The sequence below is a fragment of the Ensifer sp. WSM1721 genome, assembly GCF_000513895.2.
GTDB lineage: Bacteria > Pseudomonadota > Alphaproteobacteria > Rhizobiales > Rhizobiaceae > Sinorhizobium.
Genome location: NZ_CP165783.1, coordinates 441,394 through 463,596 on the forward strand (window position 1 = coordinate 441,394; position 22,203 = coordinate 463,596).

The following is a 22,203-nucleotide window of genomic DNA, read 5'->3' on the forward strand; positions in this document are numbered from 1 at the left end:
ACGCGAGAGGCGAAGGGAGGAGAGCATGAGGCATATCGTGATCGTGGGAGCCGGCGAATGCGGCGCTCGGGCGGCCTTCGCCCTCAGGGAGAAGGGTTTCGACGGCGAGATCACGCTGATCGGCGCCGAGCCGCATCTCCCCTATGAGCGGCCGCCGCTTTCGAAGGAGGGACTGGCCGGAGCCAAGCAGCCGAAATATGTGGCGGGCGCCGAGCGGTATCAGGAGGCCCGGATCGCGGTCTTGACCGCTGCGCCGGTCGCAAGGATCGACCGAAAGGAGAAGGCGGTGAAGCTCGCCGATGGCCGTTCCGTCGTCTATGACCGGCTGCTTCTTGCAACCGGCGCTCGGCCGCGGGCCTTTCCGGGTGCGCCTGGAAATTCCGAACGCATCCGCATGCTGAGGACGCATGCCGACGCCTTGGCGATCCGCGCCGCGCTCGCGCCCGGCCGCAAGCTCGCCGTCATCGGCGGCGGCTTCATCGGCCTCGAGCTCGCAGCAACCGCCCGCAAGCTCGGCGCCGAAGTCATCGTCATCGAAGGCCTGCCGCGTGTCCTTTCCCGTGGCGTCCCGGAAGAGATTGCCGCGGTTGTCGCCGAGCAGCACCGGCGCGAAGGCGTCGATATCGTCTGCGGCGCGAGGATTGCGGCGATAGGGAATGAGGGCAACGGCGGGAACATCCTTCTTGCCGACGGCGGCAGCATCGCCGCCGACCTGATCGTCGTTGGCATCGGCGCCGTCCCGAATGTCGAACTCGCCGAGGCCGCGGGGCTCGCCATCGAAAACGGCATCGCCGTCGACGAGACGCTCCGTACATCCGATCCCGACATTCTTGCCGCCGGCGACTGCTGTTCCTTTCCTCTCTCGCATTATGGCGGGCGGCGCGTGCGGCTCGAGGCCTGGCGCAATGCCCAGGACCAGGGAACATTGGCCGCCGCCAATCTTATTGGCGGGGCGGAGCATATCGCGAGCGTGCCGTGGTTCTGGTCGGATCAGTATGAGTTGACGCTGCAGATCGCCGGACTTGCCGATGGCGCTGCGCTGACGGTCAGGCGCGACATGGAGGAGAGGGCCTTCATCCTCTTCCACTTGGACGGCGAAGGCCGGCTGATCGCGGCAAGCGGCATCGGCCCCGGCAATGCCGTCGCACGCGATATCCGGCTTGCCGAAATGCTGATCGCCGCCGGTAGCAGGCCCGATCCCGAAGCTCTGGCATCGCCCGAGACCAAGCTCAAGAAGCTGCTGGCGGCCTGAGCGCCGCCACAGCCCCACCTTTCCCAAGCATGCCCGGAGAATCTCATGAGACACCGCCGTCCGACCGTTGCCGATCTGTTGTCGATGAAAGGCAAGCGCCAGCTCACCATGCTTCGCGTGGTGACGCTGGAGGAGGCCGAGGCCGCTGAAAAGGCCGAGATCGACCTCGTGTCCGTTCCCCCGGCGCTGCTCGGCCCCGAATTCCGCGAGGCAGCCCCCTCCGTCTTCGCCTTTCCGGGCCTTGAATATGGCGACTACGTTACGGCGGAGGAATACATCCGCGCCGCTTTCAAGGCGCTGAAGGCGGGCGGCGACGCCGTCTATTGCGCCGCAAGCCTTTCGATCGTCCGGCGCATGCGCGAGGAGGGCATTCCCGTCTGCGGCCATGTCGGGCTGATCCCGTCCAAGGCCACCTGGACCGGCGGCTTCCGCGCCGTCGGCAAGACCGCGGCCAGCGCGCGCGAGATCTGGCGCCAGACGAAGGCCTTGGAAGAGGCGGGCGCCTTCGCTGCCGAGATCGAGGTGGTGCCGGGCGAGGTCGCCGCCGCAATCAGCGCGCGCACCTCGATGCTGATGCTGTCCATGGGCGCGGGAACAGGCTGCGACGCGCAATATCTCTTCGCCGAGGACGTGCTCGGCTTCAATCGTGGCCATTACCCGCGTCACGCCAAGACCTACCGCAACTTCGCCGCCGAACACGAGCGCCTGCAAGAGGAGCGCATCGCCGCCTTCTCCGAATTCGCCGCCGACGTCCGCTCCGGCGCCTATCCGGAAAAAGGCCATCTTGTCGGCATTGAGGAGAATGAATTGAGCGCCTTTCTTGCCGAACTCGAACGGGGCTGAAGAGCGCTTTGATCTCACCTGCCAGTGGGGCCGCCGCCTGGCCGCCTTGATCGAAAGGGTCAGGGCGGTCTTTTTTGTGGTCGGTGGGACGTCGAATGTTGCCAGCTGGGCAGCCTGTGCGATGTGCCGAGGAAAGCACTGATTGCTGGTGGTGGACAACGAACCTCGCGCCGCGGAGGGCGGCATCGCGCCCAAAAGCAGCTCAAGCATCGGTCGCCGGCCAGGCTGTCCCATTTGAATCCTACTTTCGACCGATTGCTATTTCTTCGCTGACGGCTGGATCGTCATCGAGAAACTCAGGCTCCTTCCGATCATCCCAGAAAGGCCGCGGAAGTACGTGAGAGCAGTGGGTTGAAGAAACAGGGCCGGCACTTCCGAGCGGCGAAGGCCATTGGAGCCGAAAGCGAGCAGAAGGAGAGGCGCGATCGCGCTTTTCACGGGCGCAGGTCGCCAGCATTTTTGCCGGCGACTTCGCCAATGAGATCGCCTGAGGCGAGCGCCCGCAGCGTGTTCTCGCCATGCCGTCGCTGGCCAGGTGCTTCGGCGTGGCGAGGTCGCCGTCGGTCAGCAGTTCAGCAAGCTGGTCACGGCGGTCGAAGGGCAGGACGGCGTCGAGCGCATCGAATTTCGCGGCGCGGCGATGTGCCGCTTGGCTGTCTGAACCCGCCACTTTATGTTTGTCGATCATCGAATTCAGTCTCGGACGCGGCTTGTGGGAACTTCGGAAAATCCGTGTATTCCGGAAAGGACTGTTGAAATGACGCCGACAGTAACTGCGGCGGCGGTTTCCAAGAACTTCGGGGCCTATCAGGATGCTGCTGGGCGCGTCGGTGGTCATCACCAAGAACGGAGGGCGCGGACCGTGCTGCTGACCTATGAGGATTATCTGCGGCTGTCGCGGCGTGACCGTCGCGTCGAGACAACGGCCGACATGAGGGGCGCCGATATCGCCGCGGTTGAGCAGTCGGAAGTGGAACCGGCCTCGATTATCTCAATGCCGAGCTACTGACGGACAAGCCCGCTGCGGACTGAAACCTCGGCCATTAGGCTGCTTGCGACGGCCGCCGGGTGCAACTACGCAATCTCATGCCGCCTCTATGTCTGTACGCGAGAAATCGTCGCCTTTGTAGAGCAGCGGTTCACTGCGCGTCCTGGCCAGCGCATAGGAGAAACAGTCGCCATAGTTCAGCCCCGCCGGATGTCGGCCCTTGCCGTAGGCGCGCCAGGCTCGCCTTGCCACGGCGATTTGTTCCGTGTCGACGGCGACGGTTTCGACGCCCGCCCTGTAGAGCCACAGATCAAGCTCTGCCGCACCTGCCTCGCCGAGGCGCGCCTCGATGACGATGGCGAGTTCAAGGACTGTCGCGGCGGAGATGAAGCGCCGTGGAGCGTCGACGACTTTTTGCTCGTAGGTTTCTGCTTCCGGCTCGTTGAATGCGATCGCGACGATGGCGGACGTGTCGATGACCATTAGCTGGGGAGCCCGTTTTCGTCATACCCCAAAATCTCGTCGGCAGAGCGATTGTCGAGAACTGGCAGCTTGGCCCAACGTCTGCGGCTGGCGGCAAGCTCCTCGAGAAGGACATCACGATTTGCGGCGTTTGCGAGGCGCCGCAACCGTTCTTCCAGTGCTCGGCGAGTCGCCATGGTAATGGTTTCACCGGTTTTCTCGGCCAATGCCTTTGCGAGGCGTTCAGTCTCCACGTCTTTAATGCTGAGGGGCATAGGTGGTTCCTTGGTTCCCAATCATGTATATTCTACCTCGGTCCAGCGTGGGCGCAAGCGACAGATGTTCGGTGGTGGTGGTCGATTTGTGAACCGGCGTGCAAAAGTTCTGCGCCGACTGACACCCTATGAAGCCAGAACCGGAAATCGTCACCCTCAGCCCGTTATTCAGCTGGTAGCGGATCTGCGTGGAGGCTGATAAGCGTTACAGTTTCGAGGTTGACCAGGTCGCCAAACTGGGGATTGAAGTCAACTCGCTAACGCTCTGCGGATACTTGCCGCCGGGAAAAACAGAAATTCAAATGTTGCCGCGATGTCTATCGTTTGAATGCACGCTTTCGAGAAAGTTGATAAGAGAGCGGCAAGTTAGCGAGCTGCTTTGAGCCCTCTTTTTTGTGGCCCATTCAGATCGCCGCGCGGTTCCGGGAGCGGTGGCCAAACCGGCACAATCCTCCGCCGTCAGCCGCTTGTCGAGGAACTCAGTGGCGGAATTGGCGGTCTGCCTGAGCATTGCCTTCCACTCGAAGTGGGTAGCGATGCGTTCCTTCCGCGTTTCCCGGCTCGCCATGATGATGGCTTCGCTGCGATCGATCTCATACCTACCCATGTAGGCCTCGAGAATATTTTCGTCATGTCTCATTGGTCGTGCTTCGACGTTCTGGTTGTTCTTCGCGCCGCGCAGATTCACCTCGCGAGGCTCTCAAAGAATTAGTTAAGCATTCCTTTGAACCCGATGTCCTCTACCGACGGTCGGCGTTCTTGAATATCGGGTACGGTTTCCACAATGATTGACCGCCATCAGACGCCGGAAGGGAAAGAAATCGGAAGTCCTGGAGCCCGCCTATTTGACATTGGCATGCTGCTGTCGAGGTCGGCGCCCGGAGATGCGCTCCCCGGGCTGTGGTGTTGCTAGCCAGGGCGAGCTATACACTCCCGTTTGCGGCCGATACCTGCCGCGTTATTTCCGCCGGTAATCTGTTTTATCTGGCCCTCGGGGCATGTGCCGTCGTCCACGAGAACCTTCGCACCAGACGCCAACTTACCGGGGCCAGGCTCCGCGGTTAAAGTCTGCGTGCATGCCGAGATCGCCAATGCGGCAGTTCCAATTGCCAGGTATTTCGTTGGGTTCATTTCCCTCTCCACTGTTCATGCGGACAACAGTTGTGGTCCGTCCGGCAAACCTGCACGAATGAGAATTCTCCTGCTTCCCCCAATTGGGGGATGCGACGCCCGGATGTTCGTACGACTGTTGGTCACCATGGCGCGCGGAGGGCCCCCCAGATCTCGGCGTGTGTCGGCGCCTCGACGAACCTCAAGCTTATGTACGGGAGGAGTACATGACAGCACTACAGATCGCGCTCGTAGCTGCAGCAATATTGGCTAGCGGATATCTGATGTCTTCAGCCTCAGCGCAATCCAGCGGTCCCTGGATGTTTGCCGGATCGGACTGCGGCTTCGGGGCTTTCGACGCCTCTACTCGGGAACTCATCACTTGCCGCGTGGGGGGCGACGGTTCGGCGATCTGCAAGAAGTCCTCAATCTGAGCTCCCATTCTCGGACTGCTGGACACTTGAGATCTTCACGAGGCGGTGCAAGGCAAAGTTTCAGGTGACACGGTTTCTTGCGCACTCGTGAGGCCTTCCTGGGCTCCTCTTTTATTGAACGTTTGCATGAGGCTACAGATGAGACCTCACTTCACCATAGTGTTAGTGGCTACTGCCGCGCTTACACTCGCCACTCCGGGCGCGGTAGCCGTGATCGCTACTGGTTTTAACGGATTCTATGTGTACGGGTGCACCGCCGATTGAAAGCCCGTGAGAGCTCGGGTTTTCGCCGCCATAAAAAACAAGACAGCGATTGACGCGGCATTTCGTCAAGCCATACGAGGCAGATCGTTCGGATGGTTCCTGGCGCAAAAACGAGATCTGAACGGGCAGGAATGGCAGAAGACCGTCGCGGACGCAGAGCGTTTGAGCGGGGGCAAGCTTTCCAAACAGAACCCGGCTGTCATGGCGAGAACTATCTGCGTGGGTAAGAGCGATGTGTCCAGGAGGCGTTACTGCGGCGGCTGATTTCAGGTCGTCTCATCACTGAGACCGTCACACGCTCCGAATATCCAAACCAGGCTCCAGAGCGGTATGAATGGACAGTCCCGGTTGCGGACCGCCAGGTGCCCAGTGGCTTGGAGGATCGCCTCCGGGTGTCCAAGCGGTGTGCGCCACAAGCACTATTGTTCGGGACGTTGCATTCTGGCGCCGGTGGTATTTCGGCTTCGGGCGGGCTCAGTTCAACGCCCTCGCTTAGAGGTCGTGGAAGCGCCCGCAACGTGCTCCGCCGGTTCGGGAGCACCAGATGACCTGATCGAGAAGACAGCGTTAGTCTAAAAAAGCTAAAAAGCCGCACAATCGAAAAGCCGCTACATTACGCTTTAGTCGATGTGGTACGCGCTTCGCCAATGTCCAAGCAAGAAAGCCGAAGGGGGTAGGCCGTCGTCTCTGAACTTGGAAATAGGAGGCGGCCGCACCGCAGTCTCTGAAGCCAAACAATCAATCAGTGCGCATTACGGGCCGCTAGTCCAATCGGGCTAGCCGCACGAGTAATCCTTGTTGCGCAAGCGCCGATGTGCAACTTATGCGGTGGGGTGGCCGCATGCAAAAACTGGATGACTCTAGCTTCAGGAACGAGTTGATCGAGCTGATTTACGGCTCGCTGCTCGAACACGGGAAATGGAAGCAATTTCTGGATCAACTGAATGGCATGATGCGCCATGCTAAGACAACCTTCATGTATTATGACTCCGTCGTACGTCAGGGATATTTTTCCTTGACCTCCGGCTACACTGACGACGAGGTCGCCGCCTACAACGCCCACTACAATACAATCAACCCCTGGATGCCGAAGGCCGCAGTGCGCCGCGTCGGCGTCGGGGTCACTTCCGACCATATGTTCGATGCGGACCTTCTTCGCAGGACCGAGTTCTACAACGATTACCTGCTCAAGGGCGGTTTGGAAGGCGGAGCAGGTCTGACCGTTTTCCGCGACAAAGGGCGCTCCTTCGTGCTGACGACGCTGATGTCCGCGAAAGATCATCAATCCAGCGCCAAATTGGCCGACTTGTTCACCGAGCTGTCACCCCATCTCGCGCGTGCTTTCTCGTATCACCGCTCGAGCGCGAAGGACAGCGATGGCTCACGGGCTCAATGCCAGTTGCTTGACGCCGCGGGAATAGGCTTGGTCATCGTTGACGAGGATGGACGAGTACGAATGCTAAACGGAACGGCCGAGTCCCTCATCGACCAGGACTGCGGGCTCCGTCTCGCTCCGAACAGGGCCGTCGTCTTTGCGACGGGCAGCCTTCAGGACATGCTAAAGGGCATGTGCCGCAGATACTCGACTGACAGGGTGCGGAGATCTGAGCTCGGCTTGCACGAGAAGCGGCTGGAAATCACAATGGTCAGGATGCAGTCCGACACCCTGCGAGAGTTTCTGATGGGGCCGTCCGTCGCGGTCCTCATGAAGCCGTTGGCGCTGGGCGATTCCCTGTCGCGATACGCCCTGTCCTCCAGGGAGACCGAGGTAGCCAAGGCGATCATCGCCGGAAAGTCGATCCGGCAGATTGCCGACGAGCGCAGTCTTTCCCGAGAAACGGTTCGCACGCAGCTGAAGTCGGTTTTCGCCAAACTGGGCGTTGCCAGCCAGCTTGAGCTGGTTCGGAAATTCAGGGGACATTGACGCCGAAACCACAGCCCAATCTTCACCCGCGCGGGTGAAGATGCCGATTGTCCCCGCTTGATACGCTCGGCGATCGTTGCGCTCTGCGAGCGCGGCATTACAATTGGGGCGGGCAAGGATGGACAAGGTCTTCGAAGGTACGGCGCTCGATCACTACGACGGAAGCAGGGTCGACCTGCAGTCGCGTTGGGATGCGGTTGGTGAGTGGTGGAACGCGAGATTGGCGGCGGGACTCGATTCCTTCCAGAAGATCACGCAAGGCCGCATTACACCTATTGTCCGGGGGACATACCGCGACGGAACCTCTTTCTCGGGATTGAACTTCGCGAGCCAGGAGTACCTGAGTCTCGCTTCCCATCCAGAAGTCATAGATGCTGCGATTTCTGCCCTCAGGCAATTCGGATGCCACAGCGCCGGTTCGGCGGGTCTCATGGGCAACACGGCACTTTCGATCCTTCTCGAAAAACGGCTCGCTGAATATCTGGGCTATCATGACTGCGTCGTGTTCCCGATCGGCTGGGCCGCGGGATACGGAGCCGTCAAAACCCTTGTCCGCAAACACGATCACGTTGTCATCGACATGCTCGCACATGCCTGCCTGCAGGAAGCGGCAGCGGATGCGACGCAAAACGTCCACCGCTTTCCGCACCTCTCGACCGAAGGTGTCGAGCGTAGGCTTCGCTCAATACGGGCAGCGGATACGACAGCGGGGATACTCGTCGTGACCGAGACGCTTTTCTCGATGGATAGCGATACTCCTGATGTCCGTCCGCTGGTAAAGCTCTGCCGTGAATACGACGCTACCTTGCTCGTCGACTGCGCACACGATCTCGGGGTTTATGGAACTGGCGGACGGGGCATTCTAGAAGAGCAGGAACTGTTTGGCGAGGTCGACGTTGTGGTCGGATCATTTTCGAAGACTTTCGCCTCCACGGGCGGTTTCGTCGCTACGAATAGCCGAGGCTTCCGTTTCGGACTGAGGGGTAACTGCGGCCCGTCAACTTTCACCAATGCCATGACGCCTGTGCAGAGTGCGGTGGTACTTTCTGCCCTGGACGTCGTGCAAAGCAGAGAGGGAGACGAAAGAAGGACGCGTGTGTTGCGTAACGCAGACATGCTTCGCGCGGGGATGGCAGAGGCGGGGTTCAGGGTGATAGGCCGTGCTAGCCCGATCGTCCCTGTGATGTTAGGCGACGTGCATCTTGCGAGGGTAATGACGAAATTCGCGATCGGGATGGGCGGTATCGTGAATCTGGTCGAGCATCCGGCAGTTCCGACGAACAAGTGCCGTTGGCGGCTTCAGGTTATGGCCGACCATGACGAGTGCCAGATTGCGGAATTCATCGAGATCGCGACAAAAGCAAGAGAGCGGGCGCTTCGGGAAATCTCCGGGCAGTTCAGAGCTGATGACCGCGTAATGGCGCTGCAGTGAACGCCAAGGCGGGCCGACCCCTGTTGCCTGGCAGCCAAAAGTGCGTATGCGTCTGTCTCAGTTGGGCTTGGCTCTCAATGGAGAATCCGAGACGGAAGAGTTCTCAAATTAACTGCAACTGCGGAGGTCTCTCTGATCGGGTTGCTTTATTCCGCTCTTTATTTGGGTCTTCGGTTCGTATCCGCTCAAGGCGGTCATCCCGCTAAGTGCCTGTACTGCTGCACCATCCCACTCTAGAAGAGACGCGAAGTCGCCACAAAGGGACGCATTACCGCTTTACTGTTCTGCCGGCTCATGCTCCCTCATATAGACGCGCCGGAAGCCTCGCGCGATGTGACGGAGCTGGGAGATCGATGACGAAGCGTATCCTAATTACTGGCATGTCGGGAACAGGCAAATCTGCGGTGATCGCAGAGCTTGCGCGGCGAGGTCATCGGGCGATTGATCTGGACGTGCCCGAATGGTCACACTGGGTCGATGCCGCTCAGGGCGACGACCTGGCGCCCAGAGATGGACAGGATTGGGTATGGCGGGAAGATCGCGTCAGAGACCTCCTTTTGCTTAACGAGCGGGAAAACCTGTTCGTTAGCGGTTGCGCCGAGAATATGGACAAGTTGTTCGATGTGATCGACATGATCGTCCTTCTGTCTGCGCCGCTCGAGACGATCATGGACCGGCTGAGAGGGCGGTCGGGCGAAGGATACGGTCAAACAGCGGGCGAGCAGCGCAAGGTTGCCGAGCTGATCGAAGCGGTCGAGCCACTGCTCCGTGAGTCATCGGATTTCGAGATCGACACGCGACGGCCGGTAGCCCACACGGTTGACCAGATACTGTCCAAGGTTGCGTGCCTCGCGCCGCCGTGCGGTGCGCCACCAGCCAAGCCTGCCTTATTGCGAAGGAGAGGCCGGCCCCGTGGAGGCTACATTGAGCTCTACAATCTGTTGCTCCGTCGGCAACGGATGAACCTTTCGTGCAACGACACACTCACGGCACCAACACCTCTGCAAAAAAGCGAAAAGTGTTATCCATGTCTCCGGTACAAAACGTCACCTCTCTCTCCGGACAGGCCTCATTCGAGTCTCAATTTGACCAAGCAATCGGGGTTGAACCCAGGCGTTGATCCGGTATGCCGGCTTTTAGGGCTGAAAGCAGACGTTCAACGCGTGAGAGGCGGCCGCAAGTGGGCAAAGCTCCGCTTATGGACGTCCCCTGGATAAGGACTAGGCCCCGGGTTCGTGGCAAACCACTTCGATGTTATGCCCGTCCGGACCAATGACGAAAGCTGCATAGTAGTTCGCGTGGTAGTGCGGGCGCAGACCTGGCGCACCATTGTCTTTGCCACCCGCCTCCAGAGCTGCGCGATAGAAAGCTTCGACTTGCTGGCGATTCTCGGCCGTGAACGCCAAGTGAAGATGCGCCGGCCTCTCGTCGGTTTGATGCAGGCACAATGAAGCCTTGCCCTTTGCGCTAAGCTCGACACCGTACGAAGGCGGCCCCTCCGAAACAACAGCGACGCCGAGCGGCTCGAGTGCCTTGAGAAAGAACGCTTTGCTCGCTGCATAGTCGCTGACTCCGAACTTGACGTGATCAAACATGAGTTCACCTGAAGTGTTGGGCCTGCCCTGGCGGAAAGGCAACCGGAGCATGCTTCCCAGCTGCGCGCCCTGCAATGTCTGCTTGCGGCTCCAAGTGTCGATTGCCACGCTATTTTGCCCTTATGCTCGTCTAAGCCATTGAAATTCACACCAGTCGTATTTTGGCGTCGACGGCAAACATTGCCTTTTCTGTCATCATAGTTTGCCCCTGCCGCCACAACGAGGCGTCTTCAAGGTTCAGCAAGCAGCAACGCGTCGCCAGCCGGTCAACTAGGTTGTCAGCCTGTACGGCCTGGGACCTTACAGGAGCTCGCCCACCACGTCGGCATGTCTCGCACGACCTTCGCCGTAAATTAAGGAAAAGGTCGGCCTCTCAGCGATCGACTACCTGACGCGCTGGCGCATGCTCCTGGCCGGGGACAGGCTGGCGAATACCCAGCAATCAATCGCTGCGATCGCATCGTCGCTCGGCTATGAGTCCGAGAGCGTCGGCGCAGCGTTCAAAAGCGTCATGGGCTGCTCACCAGGCAATTTGGTCGGAACGGAAATCCTCCGGCAACCATTCGCGGAGGGAGGGTCGCAGCCGCGATCTGATCGAAAGGGGACGTGGTTTAGTGCGGAAATCGGCAGAAGTCGGCCGGCGGAAGCTGAATGGGTACGACGCAAAACCGTTCCCGTCGTCATGCGCGTGCATCATCCCTTCACCGTGATCAGCGGGCTAATCTTCGCAACTTTCGTTATCATCCCCGCTTCGACCATGGGCTCTACGACGCTGTCGATTGGCTTATATGCTGCTGGCGCTTCTTCGTTGAGACGAGCCTGGATCTCGGCCACGATATCCTGCCGGCCACGCAAAGCCGCGCTTTGCGGATCGACAGGGCCGATAACGCGCAGCCCATTGCTTGTATTCGTTTTCGAGCGCGCTTCCTGCCGCGAGAGCTTACGTCCCGCTCCATGGGCGGCTGAGTCTAGAAAGTCAGTCGAACCGCGTCCGGCAAGTAGCCATGTGCCATCTCCCATTGAGCCGGGCAGAATGACTGGCTCGCCAAGCCATTCGTATGGACTAGGGGCCAGGACACCAACACCTCTAGCTGGGCAGGCACCTTTTCTGTGGCGCACGATGTTTCCGCTTTCCCAAACGGTATTGTGTGGGGCGTCGTAAATAAGACGGTGCCCGACCTCTCGTCCCAACGCACGCGCTACAGCCTCCACTGCCGCAAGTCCGATAAAGAAGCGGTTGGCAAATGCGGCATTCACCGCATTCGCATGGCCATTCATGTATCTTCGATAGAGATGTGGTTGCGCCTCCATAGAGAGCACCCGCCAATCCTCGCCAGTTCTGGAATCAGACCTCGATCTCACTCTGGTTGCGGTGCCAACTCGCTGTCCAAAGTCGAGGGAACCGGAGTGGACGACAAGGATGATCGAGCCCGCCTTCAGGCCGGCTGTCCTGGCGAATGCGCCATCTACAACGTGATCGACACAGCCAAGTTCAACGAAGTGATTTCCGCCACCTATCGTACCGAGAATTGCATCACGGCGGTGGTCACCATTGATCTGCGCATAATCTGCAAAATCGGGATCGATGTGCTCGCATGCGAAAGCGCCATTGTCCGAATGGCGCTCAAGATCGGCCCACGCCCGCGAAAGATCCAGTTTGGCAAGCAGGCCCGTGCTTTTCTGCTGCAGGTTATCGAGAAGCGCAGGTAATCCCTCGCGCAGAATCGCGTGCCGATCCAACCCCGTCAGTGCGATATCGCGTCCACCCTGAAAGAAGAGATGTCGAAGATGATGGTCGAGCAGCGGCGTCGACAACTGATCGGCCGTGACATCGTCGAGAACGACCATGCGCATCCCGCAACCGATGTCAGATCCGATCATGTGCGGAAGGACCGCGCCTTCGACGTCAGCTACAACGCCGACAGGTACGGGCTTGCCTGGATGAAAGTCGGGGGTCGTGGCTACGGCCCGAAGGGAGGCATTCTTCTGCGCCATCGCGTCGGGTGTCGGCAAAGCGCTCGCGAGATCTGCAAGTGAGTGCGAAAAGTTCCTGTCCGGCTCGTCGTAGGCTACGACAGACCTGATGACATGCCCAGCAATGTTGCTGGTGCGGCAGATAAATGATGGCGCGTTCATGTTGTTCTCCGTGAGTGCCTAGGTTCAGCAGCCGCGGCAATACGGAGTGCGGGTGCGTATGGCATGGAGCGAAGGAGAACACAATACCTCGACTCAAGCGGTGGGCTTAGAATGCGGTCATCAGGTCTAAACAGCTGATTGGGGCGGAACTCCTCAGAAGGCTTATACTCGCTACGCAATTGATCAGCGAGAGGACCATACGCCCGGGCGCAGAGCCGCCAATCCCCGTTGTCCCAGTGTCGTCAAACACCGAGCGCGGCAGTCGCATCGGCGTCCATTCATCGATCGTCTCAGGTGGGTGGAGAGCAGAAGTTCGGCTCCCGCTCAGCTCGGGTCCGGTTCCCGCTGCCACGAGCGGGCATTCGGAGGTTTCGAGTGACTCCGATTTACCTCGGGCTGCAGTCGGGAGCCCGGCGTTCCTTCGCGGTGAGGGTGATCACGCTGCTTCCGCCGATCTGCGAACCAGCTTCCGCATTCCCGGCATGACGCTGAATACGCTATATACGCAATGGAACGAAGTCGTCTCTACCGATTTGAGGATAAGCCATGAATCAGGACATCCGACTTTTTGGCGCTATTGCGGTTCGACCCGCCGTCCTTGTTCTCTTATCTCAGTTCGAAGCGGCGACAGGATACAAAGTTGCGGTCAAGTTCGAGCTCAATCCGGCAGTAAGGAAGCAGATTGAGGCCGGGGAGCCTTTTGACCTCGTCATCACCAATCCACATTTGGTTCAGGAGCTGACCGCCTTAGGAAAGGTCAAGTCGGGGACTCAGGTAGCGTTTGGTCGAATAGCAATGGGCGTGGCCGCCAGGGCAGGCAGTCGACCCGCTCGACATAGGGTCCGTGGAGGCGTTCGAACACGCATTGAAGAGCGCCGCATCAATCGCCTACGCCGCTGACGGACCCAGCGGCGGCTACTTCTCTGGTTTGCTGGAGCGCCTGGGAATAGCGGACAAGCTGAAGCCCAGGCTGGTGGCCACACCAGGAGGGCAGACAACGCTGGCTGTAGCCCGTGGGGAAGCCGAGTTGGCGGTCGTGCCCGTGACTTCAATTCTCGCCGCCGCTCCCGATGTCATGCTTGTCGGTCGGTTTCCGGCGGAACTCCAAAGTTATATCGACTTCACCATGGCATCAGCGCCGATCCAAGGGACACGGAAGCCGCCAAGCAACTGTCGGAGTTTCTGATGTCGGCTGACGTCGATGACACCTTGGCGGCAAAGGGCGTAGAGCGTCGCTGAGGGCATACTTGATAAGCAGCGATCGGCTCACGGCGATCGGCTGATGGGCGTCGCGGTGGCAACCTCGTGCTAGTGCCCAAGCGTCCGCTCTGGGTCGAAGGCGTTACTAGCCGACGTCGAGCGCGCCGTTTGCGACGTTGGTTTTCTCTGGTGACGAAAGCTGCCGCGTCCGAGTCGCTGAAAAGATTGGTCGGCATCAAAGGTCGCGAAAGAACGGATCAATTTTAAGGTCTGGCCACCGCACTTGAAAACCACAGGTCTTTGTAGATTGCAACGGCCGTCTCGTCTGGCGAGCGATCCCGCGTCAGCCAGACCGATCGTATCGACCAGGCGTCGGCCGAACTTGGCAACTTGCTGCATTCGGCACCATCCGATGCACCGACGCAGGGAATGAACCAAGATGGCATCAGTGGCCGGGCTTGGTAGCCCGAAGCTGTCCGAGTGATCAGGACTGCAAGACCGGTCTTCTTGTTTGCCTGCCAAGGAAAGATTATCCGGCCCCCGGGGAGCAGTGCTTTGAGCCAATGCGCTGGAAGCGCGACGACGCCGGCACTCACATAGACGAGATTGGCGCTCCGCATGGGCAGAGCGGTCGCATCATCATTGGTGACTGCAACGCCCTCGAACGGCTCGAGGTTTTCCCGCGCGCGGCCGGCTAGACGCCGGTCGATCTCAAAAGCTTGAACATGCCCGTTTGGCAGCACCAGCATCGCGAGCAGAGCGGTATAGTAGCCCGTTCCCGCGCCTACATGGATTACCATCTCGCCAGGCTTGGGGGCAGCCGCGCCGATCAAGGCTGCATGGAGGAACGGTTCGCCGTTGTTGATACCTTTCGTGACATCCAGTGCGACAAGGACATTCTGATAGAGATAAGAGGGATCGGCGCTGGGCGTCTCTACGTAACGGCGATTGACTTTGATCTGCCACGGCCCGGAACCCAGGAACGCCTCGCGCGGGACAAGCTCAAAGATCCGCTCAAGCCGTTCATCTGCTGAGTTACTGGCAATCGCCATCATCTTTGCGTGGAATGCGCGTATTTCATCCAAACTGGCTCGGCGATTTCTAGTCATTACCCTCCCTCCGTCCATCGGCAAGATATTTTCGGCCGCATGTCCACTCCACTCCCGGTCGGGCCCAGGCTATAGCAGACAGCCCTCAGATGAAAAGCTTAGATCTTCTGTCATCAGGAGTTGCATTGCGCTCGCTTCGTTCGCATTCTGTCCGGATTGGCGCAGGAGGTAGGATCCGTGCTCTAGTCACCATGAGTCCCTTCGCGCCGCCCCCTTCTCTTCATTAGCCGGAGCCGCCATGTCGTTTTCGGATCTCATCTATCGCCCCTTCGAGACGCTCATTCGTCCGCTCGACATTCCTTACACGCCGCTGCCGTCACGCGGACCATTCGCGCTTCTTATGCATTTCGCCTCGATGTTCCGCGGCGCGCTCGCGGCCGTCGCCATGCTGATGATCGCTATCGAAGGCATCAACCTCGCGACGATCTGGGGCATTTCCTTTGTCGTGGACGGGGTGACTGCGAAGGGCGCGGCCGCTTTCCTCGAAGAGAAATGGCCGACGCTGGCCGTTCTCGGCGTGCTGGTTTTCCCGGTGCTGCCGCTGCTGATCTTCCTCGGCAACGCGCTGAACTCGCAGACCGTGGCGGTGTGCATGCCGGCCGCGATGCAATGGCAGGGTCACAAGGCGGTGGAGCGCCAGGACCTCGCCTTCTTCCACGATCTCTTCGCCGGCCAGGTGGCCGCGCGCATTTCCCAGGTCGCGTCTGCCGTGCAGCAGCAGATCGTCGTGGCCTTCTATCAAGTGCCGCTCTTCTTGGTGCAGTTTGTCGGCTCCCTCGTTCTGCTCAGCGCGCTGTCCTGGCCGCTGGCGCTCCCCGTCTTCGTCTGGATCGCGGCCAACATCGCGCTTGCGGCGGCAGCGGTGCCGCGTTTTTCCGAGCGTTCGCGCAAGACCGCCCGCGCGCGCAGCCTCGTCGTCGGCGCCATGACCGACCTTTACAGCAACATCCAGATGGTGAAGCTGTTCGCGGCGGAGGACAGCGAGGCGGGGGCGATGCGCAGGATCATGGCGAATGCAATCGAGAGCCAGCAGCGCGAAAGGCGCATCCACCTGACGACCGACACGAGCGTCATCCTGCTCAATACCGTCCTGATACTCGCCAATTCCGTCATAGGCTTCTGGGGGCTTGTGGACGGTTTCGTCACCATCGGCCAGTTCGTCGCCTCGATCGCTATCGTGCTGCGGCTCAACGCGAACTCGCGTGCTTTCCTGCAGATGGGCCAGCAGATTTTTCAGGCGGTGGGAACGATCCGCGACGCCATGCCCGTCGTCACCACACCGCCGACCATCATCGACGTGCCGGACGCCAGGTCGCTCACCGTGAGGGCCGGCGAGGTCGAGTTCAGGAACGTGCAGTTTGAATACCGGCAGGGACAAGGGGTGATCGAAGGCCTATCGCTCACGGTGCGTGCCGGCGAGAAGGTGGGGCTGGTCGGGCTCTCCGGCGCCGGCAAGTCGACCCTGGTCAGCCTGCTCCTCCGCTTCTTCGATCTGAAAGGCGGCGCCATCTGCATAGACGGGCAGGATATACGCAACGTGACGCAGGCGAGCCTGCGTGAAAGCATCGGCGTGGTCACCCAGGACGTGTCGCTGCTGCATCGCTCGGTCGGCAACAATATCCGCTACGGCCGGCCAAGTGCCTCGCGTCAAGAGGTGGAGCATGCCGCGAGGCTGGCCGAGGCGGACGGCTTCATCGCCAACCTCAAGGACAGCGAAGGCCGTGTTGGTTATGACGCCTTCGTCGGCGACCGCGGGGTAAAACTGTCCGGAGGCCAGCGCCAGCGCGTCGCCATCGCCCGCGTCCTGCTCAAGGACGCGCCGATCCTTGTGCTCGACGAGGCGACGTCAGCATTGGATAGCGAAGCCGAGGCCGCGGTGCAGGACAAGCTCGCCCTATTGATGGAGGGAAAGACCGTGATTGCTATCGCGCATCGCCTCTCCACCATTGCCAGCATGGACCGGATCGTCGTGCTCGATAGAGGTCGCATCGTCGAGGAAGGAACGCCGTCGGCGCTGCTCGAACGGGGCGGACTCTACGCCCGGCTATGGAAGCGGCAGACGGGTGGCTACATTGCCGATACGGTTGAGGCGACATGAAGCGACTCCGCGGCCGTCTTCAATTCCATGCCGCTAGGAGCAGCGAGCCGCGTCGAGGCGGCAAAGCGGCTGTTCCGCCCGTGCCCGGGCGAGCGTCCTCCTTGGTGAAGGTTTTTCGATGCAGCCGACACAGGGCCAGCCGCCATCGTCAGGCCACGGTCCGCATCGAAAACCTTCACGATAATCGCCGTTTGCCGCAAAATGTGCGATGCCTGGTGCGGGCCAGCACGTGTTCTCCGCGAATGACCGATTTGTAGAAGACGGCCTTCGTCCTGCTCATCTGATCGAACAAGTTGCGCCATTTGCAGACATTGCGTTATTGGGGCAGGATACCGTCTTCATTAAACACCACGATTGAAAAAGGGCGGTCATGCTGACAGGCTCATGTCATTGCGGAAAAGCGAGTTGGACGCTCGAAGGTGATCCTGGCTCGATCACGGCGTGCAATTGTACGCGCTGCCGACGCTACGGCGCCCTGTGGGCATACGACTATGAAGGAGAGCGGGTCGCCATCACCGGGCAGACGGCATCCTATACACGGGCAGGTAGGGAGAAGTCATCGGCTGAGATATTGTTCTGCCCAACATGTGCTTGCGTGCTCGGTTGGCGTGGCTTGCGGCTTGAAACGGATGGCCGTCGACGTATGGCCGTAAACCTGCGTCTTGCGCCGCCAGATGCTGTTTACGACCTGCCCATCGATCATTTCGACGGCCTCGATACGTTCGAGGACCTTCCTTCTAAAGGGCGATGTGTGCGCGATCTTTGGTCGTAGGGCATGACCAAATGACCGCTTCGGGCCGAACCGTGCCATTCCTGGTGCGGATGCCGCCGACTGCTTAGGGTCGATTCTCCCCTTCCATCGTCACAAAGGGGTGAAATGCGGGCGTTCTGTTTTGGCGCACTCGAGCGTGATGGCATCCGGAGCTACCGGACGAACGTCCGACTAGGGAACCGCATTTGCGGAAAACCGGATCAAGCGGAAGATCTCGCTCGGAGCATCGGTCGTGATCTGGCGCACTTTCGCTTCCAGGAGGGTATGCAGTACGGCGTCGCTGATCCCAACGCCAGGATTGACAGTCCAGGCGTCGGTCTCAATGCCGAGGTCCAACAGGTGCTTGACCAACGGGAATCCTTGACTTTCCGCGGCGACGATGGTGTCGAACCGGAGATAGGCAAGGTTTAAGCCCGTTCTGCGCCGCTCGATGTGGCGCAGGAGCCGCTCGGGATTGCGTAGAGCTGGCCGTCGGGATACCGCCAGCATCGGATCGTAGCCGAGGCGGGCTCCGGGAATGGCGGCAACGAGTCGGCGTGCATCATCCAGATGATGCGAACCGACAACAATGGCATCCCCGAGCCCAGCCACGGCCGCTGCCGCATCCGCCACTGCCGAATCCGTAAGCGCGTGCCCCTCGAGCAGCTTGAGGTCGAGCTGAAGGTTCGCCGATGGCGATCTCTGCAGGCTTCGGAGCGGGGCCACCAGATCGGCTAGCGACAGCACCGGCGCATCCGGATCGCGGGTGCCGTCCGCGGCGCGGTGGAAGAGTCCTCTGATCGAAGCGATCGGCAGGCGCGATACGCGGCCGCGTCCGGTGGTCGAGGGACCGAGCGTCGGATCGTGTAGAACCGCAAAGCGGCGATCGGCGGTGGCGAGTATATCGATCTCGAGACTCGCGCCGAGCTGCCAGCCAAGTGCGAGGTTCGAGCGCTTGAAGGGCGCTTCGGCGAGATGCGTGCGCAGTTTGTGCCACTTGAGCCGAACCGGCCCATAGGGACCCTCAACCGCCGCCGGCGTGTTGGATGCCTGGCTGCTCGCCTCAAGCGCTGCCATCGGCGCGTCCTCCTCTACGCTTCGAGAAAATGGGCGGCTGCCGCTCGATCTTGTCAATCGGGTGCACGGACATGCGCACCGGTGATGAGTTTCTGTCGCTGCGTGTCGAACACAAGTGAATTTTCGGGATGGAAATCGATGTTCACCTGTTCGCCCGTCGAGTGTGCGACCGAAGAACCCTGTTCAAGCACGCGGATTGCCCCCATGCTGGTTTCGACGACATAGAGGATCTCACGGCCCATCGGCTCGATCTGCGCGATCCGGCCCGCGAAACCGGTCTCAGCGAATCTCAGGTGTTCCGGCCTCAGGCCGATGGTCAGCGACCCCGAGGCACCCTCGACGGGGAATATTGCGCCGCTGACTGTGACCGTGCCGCCTGCGGCTTCGCCGGCCATGAGGTTGATGGGCGGGGAGCCAATGAAGGCGGCGACAAACAGGCTCGAAGGCCGGAGATAGAGATCGTCCGGTGTCCCGACCTGCTCGATCTGGCCGGCGCGCATGCAGATAATACGGTCGGCCATTGTCGTTGCCTCGATCTGGTCATGGGTGACGAGGACGGTCGTGACGCCGAGCTGCTCCTGTAGCGACTTGATTTCGGTGCGCATGGAAAGACGAAGCGAAGCATCAAGGTTCGAGAGCGGCTCGTCGAGGAGCAATAATTGCGGCTCCTTCACGAGGGCGCGTGCAAGAGCGACGCGCTGCTGCTGGCCGCCGGAAAGCTCACTGGGACGACGGTCCAAGAGCTCCTCGACCCGGACAAGCTGCGCGGTGGCCTTGACCCGGGCGAGAGCTTGGTCGCGCGACGTTTTCTTGAAGCGCAGCGGAAAGAGGATGTTGTCGCGCGCGCTCATGTGGGGGTAGAGCGCGTAGGATTGAAACACAATGCCGACATTACGGTCGCGGGCCTCGACCTCATTGACGACGTGGCCGTCAAAGAGGAGCTCGCCGCCGCTCGGAAGATAGATGCCGGCGAGCATGAACAGGCTCGTCGATTTGCCGCAGCCGGAGGGGCCGAGAAGCGCGACGAACTCTCCGTCCTCGATGACGAGGTTCATATCGGGGATCACCTCGACGGCGCCAAAGCGCTTCACCACGTTACGGAATTCGATCTTCGCCATGGTCGTCAGCCCTTCACGCCGCCGATCGACATTTGCATGAGATAGCGTTGCGCGGCCATGTAGAGGATGAGGCTGGGGACGAGGTAGAAGACTCCGACCGCAGAGACGACGCCGTAGTCGACGCCCATGACATCATCTCGCACCCAGTACATATACAGGCTCATTGTCCAGTTGCTGTTTCTGATCAGGAACGTGAACACGAAGATGTATTCTTCCCAGCCGCGGATGAAGGTGAAGACTGCGATGGCGAGGATGCCGTTCCTCACCTGAGGAAGCACCACGCTCACGAATGCCTGCCGCCGCGACGCGCCGTCGGTGAGCGCGCTCATCTCGATGTCCCACGGCACTGCGTCGAAGAAACCCTTCATGATGAAAATCGCAAACGGCAACTCGAAGGCGACGAGCACCAGTATCACGCCGGAAAGCGTATCGAGGAGCCCGATCCAGTAGAGCATCAGGAACATCGGCACGATCAGCGTCAGCACGGGGAAAGCATGGAGCACCAGGAGCGAGCGCAGCATCGAGGAGCGGCCGGGGAATTGAAAGCGCGACAGGTAGTAGGCTGCCAACGAGGCGACGGTGACGACGATTGTCGTCTGCGCGCCGGCGATCAGGATCGAGTTGCCGAAGGCATGCCAGACGTTTGGAAACTGAACCGCGCCTTTGACTTCCCCGATCCGCGACCGCACCACGGAGGCGAAGTCTGGCTCCCACAGGAAGATGAAATTGTCCAGGTGCAGGTCGGGGCCGACCAGCAGGGCGAAGGCGAAGCCGGCGATGGCGGCGACTGCCGCAATGCCGATCCACAACTGGCGACGGCTTTGCGCGAGCGCGGCAGTGAGCCAGAAGGCGACGACGGCCGGCACGATCACGACCATGGAGCGCCACAGAACCGCTGTCTCGGCAACGCCGGTTCTGGCCGAGAAGGCGATCGTGACGAGCCAGAAATAGGGGAGGATGATCGGCAGCGATACGGCGATCAGGAAGGCATAGAGGACGACCGCCTTGGTGCGCCGGACGCCTCGCGCCCGCGCTGCCAATGCATCCCAATCGGCCGCCGGCTCTGATGCCGCCGTGTACGCCATCGGGATACCCTGCGCGGCCATCTCAGTGCACCTCGATACGCGGGCGCTGCAGCAGGCGCTCCATGTCAAAGAAGCGCCAGCCGATGAGCGCGACGACGACGCCGATGACGATGAGAAAGAGCGCCAGCGCGGCTCCGTAGCCGTATTGGCCGCTCTCGAAGGCGCGACGGTACACGTAAAGCGCATAGACGGTGGTGTCGTAGAACGGACCGCCCTTGGTGAGGAGCAGGATGTATTCGAAGCTGACCAGCAGCGAGAGTGTCTGGTAGATCGTCACAAAACTGATCGGCCAACGCAGCGCCGGCAGGGTGATGAAGCGGATCTTTGCGAAGGTTCCGGCGCCGTCCACTGCCGCAGCGTGGAACAGGTGCTCGGGGATGCCGCGGATCGCAGCGGTGAAGATAATCATGCCCATCGAAGCGCCGATGAAGCCGTTCGAGATGATGATGAGCGCGATCGGCGCCGAGGTCAAAAGGTCGAGCGGTGCGTCGAGGCCGAACGCCTGCATGAGGACCTGGTTTACGAGGCCGGCTTCGGTGGGGCTCACCGCCCACAGCCAGAGCAGGATGTAAAGGACCGACGGACTCATCCGCGGCAGTAGCCACACACCCCGGAAGAAGCTGCCGGACACGTTCCTGATCGCGGTGGTGGTGATGGCGAGGATCAGGCCAAAGGTCACGTTGAAGATCGCCAGCGTGCCGAAGACGTAGATGAAGGTCAGCCCTATGACCTGCGACAAGCGGCGATCGGTTCGAAAGACCTTCTCGTACTGCTCGGTGGTGAACTCGGTGATGCGGAGCGAGCGGCTGAGGTCGGTGAACGACACTGCGATATCGATGATCACCGGAACGACGAAGAAGAGGACCGTAAGGACGATCGCCGGGCCGAGAAAGATCACAAAGTTGGTGCGCCTGCGCGCCGCCGAACCCGCATGGCCGCGCCGCTCGATCGTGAGTTCATCTGCTATCGTCGTCATGATTGGGCTCGCTTGGCGGACCCTCCGCAACCGACAATCCGGCGGCCCGGATCGTCGGTCGCGAGAGCGATCGG

18 protein-coding genes and 4 pseudogenes are annotated in these 22,203 nt (G+C 60.5%); 10 read left to right on the forward strand and 12 right to left on the reverse strand.

Annotated features, from left to right (window positions below; translation table 11 throughout):
* The first annotated feature begins 25 nt into the window (after positions 1-25).
* The gene (locus M728_RS19835) at positions 26-1,252 is read left to right on the forward strand and encodes an NAD(P)/FAD-dependent oxidoreductase (RefSeq protein WP_026620401.1); all 1,227 of its coding nucleotides are present in this window, start codon (positions 26-28) and stop codon (positions 1,250-1,252) included.
* Between the two features lie 45 nt (positions 1,253-1,297).
* Positions 1,298-2,095, forward strand: a complete 798-nt coding sequence (locus tag M728_RS19840) for a 3-methyl-2-oxobutanoate hydroxymethyltransferase (RefSeq protein ID WP_026620400.1) — start codon at positions 1,298-1,300, stop codon at positions 2,093-2,095.
* Positions 2,096-2,583: 488 nt separating this feature from the next.
* Here M728_RS19840 and M728_RS19845 read toward each other — a convergent pair.
* A pseudogene (locus tag M728_RS19845) lies at positions 2,584-2,783 on the reverse strand (hypothetical protein); the annotation flags it as partial.
* A gap of 69 nt (positions 2,784-2,852) precedes the next feature.
* Here M728_RS19845 and M728_RS19850 point away from each other — a divergent pair.
* Positions 2,853-3,127 (forward strand): annotated as a pseudogene (locus M728_RS19850) (type II toxin-antitoxin system Phd/YefM family antitoxin).
* A 52-nt stretch (positions 3,128-3,179) separates the two neighbouring features.
* Here the strand turns inward: M728_RS19850 and M728_RS19855 are convergent.
* The 4 genes from M728_RS19855 to M728_RS19870 form a co-directional block, all read right to left on the reverse strand.
* Complete coding sequence (locus M728_RS19855; RefSeq protein WP_026620397.1) at positions 3,180-3,566, reverse strand: type II toxin-antitoxin system VapC family toxin; 387 nt, start codon at positions 3,564-3,566, stop codon at positions 3,180-3,182.
* A complete protein-coding gene (locus M728_RS19860) occupies positions 3,566-3,820 on the reverse strand; it encodes a type II toxin-antitoxin system VapB family antitoxin (protein ID WP_026620396.1) in 255 nt (84 codons plus the stop codon). The genes M728_RS19855 and M728_RS19860 overlap by 1 nt, the downstream gene beginning before the upstream one ends.
* 298 nt (positions 3,821-4,118) lie before the next feature.
* Positions 4,119-4,508 carry a hypothetical protein gene (locus M728_RS19865; protein WP_026620395.1) on the reverse strand — a complete coding sequence of 130 codons (390 nt, stop codon included), beginning with the start codon at positions 4,506-4,508 and terminating at the stop codon, positions 4,119-4,121.
* Positions 4,509-4,729: 221 nt separating this feature from the next.
* Complete coding sequence (locus tag M728_RS19870) at positions 4,730-4,951, reverse strand: DUF6719 family protein (RefSeq protein WP_034883472.1); 222 nt, start codon at positions 4,949-4,951, stop codon at positions 4,730-4,732.
* A gap of 1,518 nt (positions 4,952-6,469) precedes the next feature.
* Between M728_RS19870 and M728_RS19875 the strand changes: the two genes are divergently transcribed.
* From M728_RS19875 to M728_RS19885, 3 genes are all read left to right on the forward strand, one after another.
* Positions 6,470-7,552 carry a helix-turn-helix transcriptional regulator gene (locus M728_RS19875; protein WP_198023386.1) on the forward strand — a complete coding sequence of 361 codons (1,083 nt, stop codon included), beginning with the start codon at positions 6,470-6,472 and terminating at the stop codon, positions 7,550-7,552.
* A gap of 118 nt (positions 7,553-7,670) precedes the next feature.
* Positions 7,671-8,984: an aminotransferase class I/II-fold pyridoxal phosphate-dependent enzyme gene (locus tag M728_RS19880; RefSeq protein WP_051440879.1), complete on the forward strand. Its 1,314-nt coding sequence runs from the start codon at positions 7,671-7,673 to the stop codon at positions 8,982-8,984.
* 353 nt (positions 8,985-9,337) lie between these two features.
* The gene (locus M728_RS19885; protein ID WP_084044422.1) at positions 9,338-10,201 is read left to right on the forward strand and encodes an AAA family ATPase; all 864 of its coding nucleotides are present in this window, start codon (positions 9,338-9,340) and stop codon (positions 10,199-10,201) included.
* A gap of 3 nt (positions 10,202-10,204) precedes the next feature.
* Here M728_RS19885 and M728_RS19890 read toward each other — a convergent pair whose 3' ends face one another.
* A complete protein-coding gene (locus tag M728_RS19890; RefSeq protein WP_026620390.1) occupies positions 10,205-10,579 on the reverse strand; it encodes a VOC family protein in 375 nt (124 codons plus the stop codon).
* Between the two features lie 403 nt (positions 10,580-10,982).
* Between M728_RS19890 and M728_RS19895 the strand changes: the two are divergent.
* Positions 10,983-11,051, forward strand: a pseudogene (locus tag M728_RS19895) (hypothetical protein); the annotation flags it as partial.
* Positions 11,052-11,272: 221 nt separating this feature from the next.
* Here the strand turns inward: M728_RS19895 and M728_RS19900 are convergent.
* Positions 11,273-12,715 (reverse strand): RtcB family protein, encoded by a 1,443-nt coding sequence (locus tag M728_RS19900; RefSeq protein WP_084044418.1) that lies wholly within the window; start codon positions 12,713-12,715, stop codon positions 11,273-11,275.
* A gap of 546 nt (positions 12,716-13,261) precedes the next feature.
* Between M728_RS19900 and M728_RS19905 the strand changes: the two are divergent.
* A pseudogene (locus M728_RS19905) lies at positions 13,262-13,901 on the forward strand (molybdate ABC transporter substrate-binding protein).
* Between the two features lie 277 nt (positions 13,902-14,178).
* On the opposite strand, the gene M728_RS19910 reads toward M728_RS19905, so the two are convergent.
* A complete protein-coding gene (locus M728_RS19910; protein ID WP_026620389.1) occupies positions 14,179-15,024 on the reverse strand; it encodes a protein-L-isoaspartate O-methyltransferase in 846 nt (281 codons plus the stop codon).
* A 238-nt stretch (positions 15,025-15,262) separates the two neighbouring features.
* On the opposite strand from M728_RS19910, the gene M728_RS19915 reads away from it, so the two are divergent.
* Positions 15,263-17,122: an ABC transporter ATP-binding protein gene (locus M728_RS19915; protein ID WP_026620388.1), complete on the forward strand. Its 1,860-nt coding sequence runs from the start codon at positions 15,263-15,265 to the stop codon at positions 17,120-17,122.
* Positions 17,123-17,492: 370 nt separating this feature from the next.
* Complete coding sequence (locus M728_RS19920) at positions 17,493-17,894, forward strand: GFA family protein (RefSeq protein ID WP_084044416.1); 402 nt, start codon at positions 17,493-17,495, stop codon at positions 17,892-17,894.
* A 171-nt stretch (positions 17,895-18,065) separates the two neighbouring features.
* On the opposite strand, the gene M728_RS19925 is transcribed toward M728_RS19920, so the two are convergent.
* The 4 genes from M728_RS19925 to M728_RS19940 are packed head-to-tail and all read right to left on the reverse strand — an operon-like array spanning position 18,066 to position 22,129.
* The gene (locus M728_RS19925) at positions 18,066-18,950 is read right to left on the reverse strand and encodes a glycerophosphodiester phosphodiesterase family protein (protein ID WP_026620387.1); all 885 of its coding nucleotides are present in this window, start codon (positions 18,948-18,950) and stop codon (positions 18,066-18,068) included.
* A gap of 53 nt (positions 18,951-19,003) precedes the next feature.
* Positions 19,004-20,068 (reverse strand): ABC transporter ATP-binding protein, encoded by a 1,065-nt coding sequence (locus M728_RS19930; RefSeq protein ID WP_026620386.1) that lies wholly within the window; start codon positions 20,066-20,068, stop codon positions 19,004-19,006.
* Between the two features lie 5 nt (positions 20,069-20,073).
* The gene (locus tag M728_RS19935) at positions 20,074-21,174 is read right to left on the reverse strand and encodes a carbohydrate ABC transporter permease (RefSeq protein WP_026620385.1); all 1,101 of its coding nucleotides are present in this window, start codon (positions 21,172-21,174) and stop codon (positions 20,074-20,076) included.
* A gap of 1 nt (position 21,175) precedes the next feature.
* Positions 21,176-22,129, reverse strand: a complete 954-nt coding sequence (locus tag M728_RS19940; RefSeq protein WP_026620384.1) for a carbohydrate ABC transporter permease — start codon at positions 22,127-22,129, stop codon at positions 21,176-21,178.
* Between the last annotated feature and the right edge of the window lie 74 nt (positions 22,130-22,203).

Excerpts from the sequence above, each read along its gene's own strand:
- M728_RS19835 (WP_026620401.1), top strand. The coding sequence starts at position 26 with ATGAGGCATATCGTGATCGTGGGAGCCGGCGAATGCGGCGCTCGGGCG.
- M728_RS19870 (WP_034883472.1), bottom strand. The coding sequence starts at position 4,951 with ATGAACCCAACGAAATACCTGGCAATTGGAACTGCCGCATTGGCGATC.
- M728_RS19900 (WP_084044418.1), bottom strand. The coding sequence starts at position 12,715 with ATGAACGCGCCATCATTTATCTGCCGCACCAGCAACATTGCTGGGCAT.
- M728_RS19860 (WP_026620396.1), bottom strand. The coding sequence starts at position 3,820 with ATGCCCCTCAGCATTAAAGACGTGGAGACTGAACGCCTCGCAAAGGCA.
- M728_RS19930 (WP_026620386.1), bottom strand. The coding sequence starts at position 20,068 with ATGGCGAAGATCGAATTCCGTAACGTGGTGAAGCGCTTTGGCGCCGTC.
- M728_RS19880 (WP_051440879.1), top strand. The coding sequence starts at position 7,671 with ATGGACAAGGTCTTCGAAGGTACGGCGCTCGATCACTACGACGGAAGC.
- M728_RS19855 (WP_026620397.1), bottom strand. The coding sequence starts at position 3,566 with ATGGTCATCGACACGTCCGCCATCGTCGCGATCGCATTCAACGAGCCG.
- M728_RS19910 (WP_026620389.1), bottom strand. The coding sequence starts at position 15,024 with ATGACTAGAAATCGCCGAGCCAGTTTGGATGAAATACGCGCATTCCAC.
- M728_RS19915 (WP_026620388.1), top strand. The coding sequence starts at position 15,263 with ATGTCGTTTTCGGATCTCATCTATCGCCCCTTCGAGACGCTCATTCGT.
- M728_RS19840 (WP_026620400.1), top strand. The coding sequence starts at position 1,298 with ATGAGACACCGCCGTCCGACCGTTGCCGATCTGTTGTCGATGAAAGGC.
- M728_RS19940 (WP_026620384.1), bottom strand. The coding sequence starts at position 22,129 with ATGACGACGATAGCAGATGAACTCACGATCGAGCGGCGCGGCCATGCG.
- M728_RS19935 (WP_026620385.1), bottom strand. The coding sequence starts at position 21,174 with ATGGCCGCGCAGGGTATCCCGATGGCGTACACGGCGGCATCAGAGCCG.
- M728_RS19885 (WP_084044422.1), top strand. The coding sequence starts at position 9,338 with ATGACGAAGCGTATCCTAATTACTGGCATGTCGGGAACAGGCAAATCT.
- M728_RS19920 (WP_084044416.1), top strand. The coding sequence starts at position 17,493 with ATGCTGACAGGCTCATGTCATTGCGGAAAAGCGAGTTGGACGCTCGAA.
- M728_RS19875 (WP_198023386.1), top strand. The coding sequence starts at position 6,470 with ATGCAAAAACTGGATGACTCTAGCTTCAGGAACGAGTTGATCGAGCTG.
- M728_RS19890 (WP_026620390.1), bottom strand. The coding sequence starts at position 10,579 with ATGTTTGATCACGTCAAGTTCGGAGTCAGCGACTATGCAGCGAGCAAA.
- M728_RS19925 (WP_026620387.1), bottom strand. The coding sequence starts at position 18,950 with ATGGCAGCGCTTGAGGCGAGCAGCCAGGCATCCAACACGCCGGCGGCG.